Origin of the sequence: Sphingomonas sp. CCH5-D11, assembly GCF_001557395.1 — a bacterium.
In the GTDB taxonomy this organism is placed as follows: domain Bacteria; phylum Pseudomonadota; class Alphaproteobacteria; order Sphingomonadales; family Sphingomonadaceae; genus Sphingomonas.
Genome location: NZ_LSKH01000317.1, coordinates 1 through 6,535, shown reverse-complemented (window position 1 = coordinate 6,535; position 6,535 = coordinate 1). Strand labels below are relative to the sequence as shown.

Below are 6,535 nucleotides of genomic sequence, written 5' to 3'. Positions count from 1 at the left end.
TTTTCGACGCCGATCACCCCGCTACCGGGGTCCCTTTTCCACGCCGATCCACAGCCATTCCGCTCGCCTGGGCCGCGGCGATAGACGGACTAACAATCACCGCGTCCAGTATCGACTCCTCGCTCCTCGCTGGTGCCGTCGCGTTCGGAATAGGCGCCCTCGTCAACGACACCTGCTTGCTCGGATCGCTCGCTCGTTTGGGGAACGGGGAGGTCCGACTTCTAGCTCTGCCCTTTGGACTAGCGGCCGGGATGCTGCTCATTGACCGAGCGCGACACGATCGTATCGCAATGTGGCCTAGCCTGCTCGCGGAGCCGAGCGTACAGGGTATGGTCTGCCTCTTGAGCTTTCTGATCATTCTTACGCTGGTGTCGATCATCCTGGCGGTCAGCGAGGCATCGCGACCAAGGGCGAGATGGCCGCTGGCATTATCGATGTTGGTACTTGGAGTGACCGGCGGAGCGCTCTTTGCGCTATCGCCGTCCTGGACGCTTGCTCAGTTGTTGCAACACAGCCTTCTTCTCCACGACATGCGCACCGGGGTTGTCGCACTCCCAGCTGTGGCCGCATCGGTAATGGGCGCATTCGCCGCCTCTGCAGGGCAAGGCAACATGGGCCTGCAGGAACCTTCTGCCCGTGACCTTCTTCGAACCCTCTTCGGCGGCTTCCTTATGGGGGTTGGGATCTCTCTCATCCCCGGCGGGAATGATGGTCTTATCCTGTCAGCAGTGCCCGCGCTGTCACCAGGTGGCTTCGCAGCCGTCCTAACCATGACTGCCACCATTCTGATTGGCTTAATCGGACGCCGTAGGCTGACACGCGGCGGGCGCATCGACCATTAGCGAACGTAACTGCTGATCAGGCGATAGGCTTTGGCCGGGCCCACCACGTCGATGATGGTCTCGAATGCACCCGGCCGCCCGAGAATGTAGCGAACCTCGTAAGTGTCGGCACCGCAGCGGTGGACGTCGTCAGCTACGAGCTGTTGATCGTCCACGGCGTCGAAAAGAAGCCGCACAAAGATATTGCCCAGGGTCGGCCCGTCCGCGAACGCGACCGTGAACCCCCTTTCGGAGGGACGATAGGTGTAGCTCCGGTGGGAGGATAGCTCTCGCCCGTCTCGCAATAGAAGCGTCCCGCATTCTCGGTAATTGGAAGTGCCATCAGGTTGAGGCTCGAAGACGGCCTTACCGAGGAACTGCGCGCCGGCACCCCTGATCTCCCGATCGAGTTGCCAGGCGCCACTTAGACTTCGAAGGAGACGGGAGCCTTCGATCACCGGCGATTTGTCACCCTCCCTCGCAAGCTTGTACCAGCATGCTCAGGGTTAGGCCGACTGTACTGGTCGCCGTTCGACCGAGTTGAAAAGCAACACGAGCGACGCCGCGAGGAGAACGGCGTCCTTGAGCAGGAACTGTCCCGGCGCGGCCGATATCGCAGGGAAGCCTCCTGCGCTTGCCTCCGAGACGCCCGGCGTAGTCACGAAGAAAGTTAGCGTGATCAGGTAGGTTGACACCGACATCAGGGCGCCGAGCGCTGAGAAGATAGGCCGAAACGCGCCGACGGTCAGCGCCGCAGCCGTCGAGAGTTCGATGATCCCGACGAAGTAGCTCTGCCCCTGCGTTCCGAACATGCCGAGCCAACTCATCAGCGGGCTGTTCCCGATGAACGGGGCGATCCCTTCGGCCTCGTACATAGTGAACTTCATGCCGCCGAACCATAGGAAGACCAGGACGAGCGCCCACCTCAGCAGTGCCAGATCCCTTCTGTTTTCCTCGGCAACATGAAAGCGATAGCGGTTCAGAAACGGCATCGGAACTCCTCGATGAAGATTATGTCGGTTGTGGATAAACGGAAGATTTCAGTGGCGCCGTGTGCCCATCGGGCAGCCAAGACACCGTGCCTGATCGCAGAAGCGGCACGTCGCCAGCGCGCTCTGCGGATCATCCAGCAACGAAGTCAGAATGGTGTCGGCGATCCGTTCCAAAACTATGCGGTCGTTGGCAGAGACCCGGACCAAAAGGCCGGAAACCGCGGCATTTCTCAGGCTGAGGAGTTTGGTTCGTTCGGCATGCCCCCGCCGCGTCAGCGTTATACGTGCGACGCGGCGGTCAGACTGAGACTGCGACTTTCCTACAAAGCCCTGATCATCCAGCCGCTCAACAACGCGAACCGTCCCGGCATGTGAGAGGCGAAGGATCCGGCTGATCTGATCGATCGACATCCCCGGATCGTGACCGATCGCAATCAGCGCAGCAGCGGTTTCCCCACCCGCGGTAAAGGCCTCAGCTATGGCAATCCGCACCCGATCGGAAACGGCCTGAGCGAGCGCGCCAAAGACGTTGATCAGTCGATCTGAGGGCTCGTCCAGCATCGTCATCACCTTGCGTGATATATGCGCCACGCATACACCTTGTTAAGTCCTCTGTCGAGTTCGATCGAAATTTGATCGCGCTGCCTGTGTGGACCACTTCACTCAGGATGGTGCTTGAAGGACGCGAGAGTAGGGTGGCGCAAACGGCGCCTTAGTTCGCGCGAACGCTCGCTTTGGGGGTCGGCGCCTGCGGTCAGTTGCCGAATTTGGCCATCTCGAGCGCGGTATCCGCCATGCGTGTCGCAAAGCTCCACTCGTTGTCATACCAGGCTAGAACGCGGACCAGTCTTCGATCGACAACGTCGGTCTGGGGCAGTGCGACGATCGACGACTCGGTCCGATGGCTCAGATCGATCGACACCAACGGTTCGGTTGTGACCGCGAGCACGCCCTGCATTGGTCCATCGGCAGCAACCCGAATGGCTCCGTTCACCTCCTCGATGGTGACGTCACGCATGGCGGACACGGCTAGATCGATGACCGAAACATTGGGTGTGGGGACACGGATTGAGGATCCGTGCAGCTTGCCCTTCAACTCCGGCAACACGCGGCCGATTGCATTCGCCGCGCCCGTCGATGTCGGAATCATCGATAGAGCGGCTGCGCGTCCTCGATAAGGATCCGTGTGCACGGCATCCAACGTCGGTTGGTCGCCGGTGTAGGCGTGGACCGTCGTCATGTAGCCGCGCTCGATGCCGAATAAATCGTTCAACACTTTTGCCACGGGTGCGAGCACGTTGGTCGTGCAGGACCCGTTCGAAACGATTACATCCTCGGGCGTCAATGTCGCATGATTGACCTTGAAGACGATCGTCTTGTCGGCTCCTTCGCTGGGTGCGGAGACGAGAACACGTTTCGCACCGGCGCGGAGATGCGCGCTGGCCTTGTCTTTCGAAGTGAAGAAGCCTGAGCACTCCATCGCGATATCGACGCCGCACTTCTGATGAGGCAAGTCCGCCGGGTCGCGCTGCATGGTGACTGTGATTCTCCCGTAGCCGACATCGATCCAGTCGGCGCCGACGTCGATTTCACCCGGAAAGGGACCGTGGACGGAGTCGTATTTGAGGAGGTGAGCCAGGGTGCCGACCGGTGCGAGATCGTTGATAGCCACGACTTGGATATTCTGACGGCGAAGTTCGACCACCGAGCGCAACGTCAGTCTGCCGATGCGCCCGAAACCGTTGATCGCGACCCTGACAGTCATGCGCATTCCCTTTCGTTGATGAGAAATCGCCGCCGGGAACGAGTATCTCTCGCTACCGCTCGTAGGAAAATTGTCGCTCAAGTCGACGATATATATGCGTGACGCATAGACCTAGGCGTGGGTTCCGAGCAGGTCAAAACGGAGAGGCGACCGGGATTGACTGGCCGTTTCCGGCGCCTGCTCGGCACCGTCGCGTAGAGCATGCAGCGCGCGACGGAACTGCGCGAGGAAGGGAAGGAGGATTTAAACGGTGTCTGACCTTGAAGCAGAAAAGGCTCTCGCAGCCAAAAGGGCAGTCGATGAAATCCAGGACGGCATGCTTGTCGGATTAGGGACCGGCAGCACGGCGAACTACGTTCTGAAGTATCTTGGAAAGCGAGTTGCTGCCGGGCTCCGCATCACGGCTGTCCCAACCTCGCGCATGACCGAGGCTCTGGCCCGCGAATTGGCCGTACCGCTGGTTGCCTTCGGGGGTCTCAGTTCAGTGGACCTCACGATCGACGGCGCCGACGAGATCGATCAAAACCTCCAGGCAATCAAGGGCGGCGGGGGCGCTTTGCTGAGGGAAAAGGTTATTGCTGCGGCATCCGCTCGCGTCATCGCCGTGGTCGATTCAAGCAAGGTCGTAAGGCGGCTCGGCCGCTTTCCGCTACCCGTCGAAGTTTTCCCGTTTGCCGCTGAATTCGTCGGAGCGCGCCTCGCCGACCTTGGAGTTCCGGTGTCCCTCCGATTGCAGAATGACGATCCGCTTTTGACAGATCAGGGCAATCACATCCTGGATGTGGCCTTCGGGGTCATCACAGACCCGCAACAGACCGCACTCGCGATCGCAGCCATTCCGGGTGTTGCCGCGCACGGCCTTTTCCTCTCTGAGATCGATACGATCATCGTTGGGCGCGATGGTGCGGTTGACGTTAGACACGCGGATCGATCGTGATCCCAGTACTGCGGGTTGAACCTTTTGCCCCAGCGCCGCGTCCTTGATGAACCCAAGGGGGAGAGACGCCGGGGTTCTCTCAAGCCGCCATAGCCGCAGCGTATCGAGTGGTATCGCAGCTCGTCGCAAACTACGACTGATGAAAATCGGATGTGCCTCGGTAAGCCTCTGACTTTGCAGGACTTCCGGTTGTTCTAACCTGCCAGATCAATACGCACCGAAGCTTGCTGTATATGCGTCGCGCACATATACCCGCACGGATGGATGAACCTCGAGACCGTAACGTTTTCGGGGCGTTCGCACTTATGATCAGCGACGACATCGTTCGCGCTAGTTCATCGCGGGCGCCGGAAGAAGGACCTGCCGCGTCAGCGCTAGCGCTGCTCGCGCACCAGCCTGGGCTTTCGGTGAGAATGCTGGCGGTCGGCGTGGGCTTGTCGCACGCAGGGACGGTCCGCCTTGCCGATCGGCTCACTGCCGAAGGACTGATCGAGAGCCGGGCAACCGCGACTGACGGCCGCGTCCGCTCCCTGCACCTGACATCGGCCGGTCAGAAGGCGAGTGCTGCGATCCTAGCCGCAAGAGATAAGGTCATCGAAGAGGGCTTGTCGATCCTCAACAAAGACGAAATGAGGATCCTGGCCGACATTGCCGAGCGCGTCCTTCGTGGCCGTTTGGAGAACCTCGAGCACTCCTATCGCATCTGCCGCCTGTGTTGCTACGAAGGCTGTACCAATTGTCCTATCGACGCTGAGCTTCATGAGCGGGGGCAGGACCGCGAGTAACGGCCGCACCAGTGGTCTTGAAGCGCGTGCTCAATGCTACGCGATTAGGTAGGCGGCCAGAAAGCCAAGGACCGTGATAAGCCCGATGAACGGAGGCGCATTCTCGAAGGCTTCCGGGATCATGGCTTCGGCGAGCATGGCCAGTACGGCACCAGCGGCGAATAGGAGGATGGCAGGCTCCTGCGCCGATGCTGATCCGAGCAGGAAGTTTCCAACACCTGCCGCGATCGCGATTATAAGCGGTATCCCGATCCATATCGTGTAGATGTATGTGCGAGACCGGCCGGCCAGCTTCATGCCTGAGGTGCTCGAGAGTCCCTGAGGCACGTTCGCCAGAAAAAAGCCTACGATTACGGCCAGGCTGATCGCGCCGCCGCCGGCGACCGACATCCCGATTACCAGGGCCTCAGGGATGCCGTCGAGCACGCTGCCCACGGCGATCGCAGCTCCACTGCCATGATGCTCCGCTTCGTTGGGTTGCTCGACGCACTCGCCACAACGCTTTCGGTCCCTCGCCCCGCGCCTAGCGAGGTACCAGTTTATGCCGCTGAAAATCCCCGCACCTACTGGCAAAGCGATGGTCGGCCATGTAGCCGCCCCGCCCGCATGTGGTCGAACGACGAGCTCCGTGGCGATAACGGCAAACAAGACACCGCCCCCGAACCCCATGATGGCGGAAACCATCCGATGACTGAGTTTGCCAGATAATGCATCTGCAACGATAGCGCCCAAGAGCAAGCCGCTGCCAGACACTAGCCCCCACATGCCGGCAACGACGAACTCAGGGACGGGTGTCATAGGTGATCCCACCGTCGCAGCCTCCTTCAACAAACATCGACTTGCCAGCTGGCGCGTTCAATGGCGCTGTGATGTGCCAGCAGGTCGTGGCTTGGCCGCATCATCAGCGCGATCGGTCGAGGCGCCACGTGGGACGCGCGAAGTGGCAGCTATACCCCCTCGGATGTCGCACTAGGTACTTCTGGTGCTCCGGCTCTGCCTCCCAGAATGGCTCCTCGGGATTGATCTCGGATAAGACCGGCCCGGGCCATCGACCCGATGCCTCGATATCCTCGATCGTTGCCAAGGCAACCTCCATCTGACGCTTGTCGGTATAGAAGATGGCGGAGCGGTAGCTTGGGCCGATGTCGCTGCCCTGTTGTTCGTAGGTCGTCGGGTCGTGGATCTGAAAGAAGAGTTCCAGCAGGGAGCGATAGCTCAGAACGGCGGGGTCAAAG

Annotated in this window: 9 protein-coding genes; 3 read left to right on the top strand and 6 right to left on the bottom strand. The window is 60.4% G+C overall.

Annotated elements, in window-relative coordinates:
- The first annotated feature begins 56 nt into the window (after nucleotides 1-56).
- Complete coding sequence (locus AX702_RS19785) at nucleotides 57-842, top strand: YeeE/YedE thiosulfate transporter family protein (RefSeq protein WP_269450417.1); 786 nt, start codon at nucleotides 57-59, stop codon at nucleotides 840-842.
- Here AX702_RS19785 and AX702_RS23060 read toward each other — a convergent pair.
- The 4 genes from AX702_RS23060 to gap form a co-directional block, all read right to left on the bottom strand.
- The gene (locus AX702_RS23060) at nucleotides 839-1,279 is read right to left on the bottom strand and encodes a DUF6314 family protein (protein WP_066782101.1); all 441 of its coding nucleotides are present in this window, start codon (nucleotides 1,277-1,279) and stop codon (nucleotides 839-841) included. The two genes, AX702_RS19785 and AX702_RS23060, sit on opposite strands and share 4 nt — an antisense overlap.
- 48 nt (nucleotides 1,280-1,327) lie before the next feature.
- Nucleotides 1,328-1,813, bottom strand: coding sequence for a YkgB family protein (locus AX702_RS19775; RefSeq protein WP_066782100.1), 486 nt, complete (start codon nucleotides 1,811-1,813; stop codon nucleotides 1,328-1,330).
- A 48-nt stretch (nucleotides 1,814-1,861) separates the two neighbouring features.
- Entirely contained in the window at nucleotides 1,862-2,374 is a 513-nt protein-coding gene (locus AX702_RS19770; RefSeq protein ID WP_082746385.1) for a MarR family winged helix-turn-helix transcriptional regulator, read from the bottom strand.
- Nucleotides 2,375-2,567: 193 nt separating this feature from the next.
- Nucleotides 2,568-3,578, bottom strand: coding sequence for a type I glyceraldehyde-3-phosphate dehydrogenase (gene gap, locus AX702_RS19765; RefSeq protein WP_066782103.1), 1,011 nt, complete (start codon nucleotides 3,576-3,578; stop codon nucleotides 2,568-2,570).
- A gap of 250 nt (nucleotides 3,579-3,828) precedes the next feature.
- On the opposite strand from gap, the gene rpiA reads away from it, so the two are divergent.
- Nucleotides 3,829-4,515, top strand: coding sequence for a ribose-5-phosphate isomerase RpiA (gene rpiA, locus AX702_RS19760; protein ID WP_066782098.1), 687 nt, complete (start codon nucleotides 3,829-3,831; stop codon nucleotides 4,513-4,515).
- Between the two features lie 305 nt (nucleotides 4,516-4,820).
- Entirely contained in the window at nucleotides 4,821-5,300 is a 480-nt protein-coding gene (locus AX702_RS19755) for a MarR family winged helix-turn-helix transcriptional regulator (protein WP_231731966.1), read from the top strand.
- Between the two features lie 36 nt (nucleotides 5,301-5,336).
- On the opposite strand, the gene AX702_RS19750 is transcribed toward AX702_RS19755, so the two are convergent.
- Entirely contained in the window at nucleotides 5,337-6,128 is a 792-nt protein-coding gene (locus AX702_RS19750) for a ZIP family metal transporter (RefSeq protein ID WP_231731965.1), read from the bottom strand.
- 73 nt (nucleotides 6,129-6,201) lie between these two features.
- The coding region (locus AX702_RS19745) for a peptide-methionine (S)-S-oxide reductase MsrA (RefSeq protein ID WP_066782095.1) at nucleotides 6,202-6,535 on the bottom strand (334 nt) is incomplete at its 5' end.

Coding starts and splice junctions, on each gene's coding strand:
- AX702_RS19770 (WP_082746385.1), bottom strand. CDS start 2,374: ATGCTGGACGAGCCCTCAGATCGACTGATCAACGTCTTTGGCGCGCTC.
- AX702_RS19775 (WP_066782100.1), bottom strand. CDS start 1,813: ATGCCGTTTCTGAACCGCTATCGCTTTCATGTTGCCGAGGAAAACAGA.
- gap (WP_066782103.1), bottom strand. CDS start 3,578: ATGACTGTCAGGGTCGCGATCAACGGTTTCGGGCGCATCGGCAGACTG.
- AX702_RS19755 (WP_231731966.1), top strand. CDS start 4,821: ATGATCAGCGACGACATCGTTCGCGCTAGTTCATCGCGGGCGCCGGAA.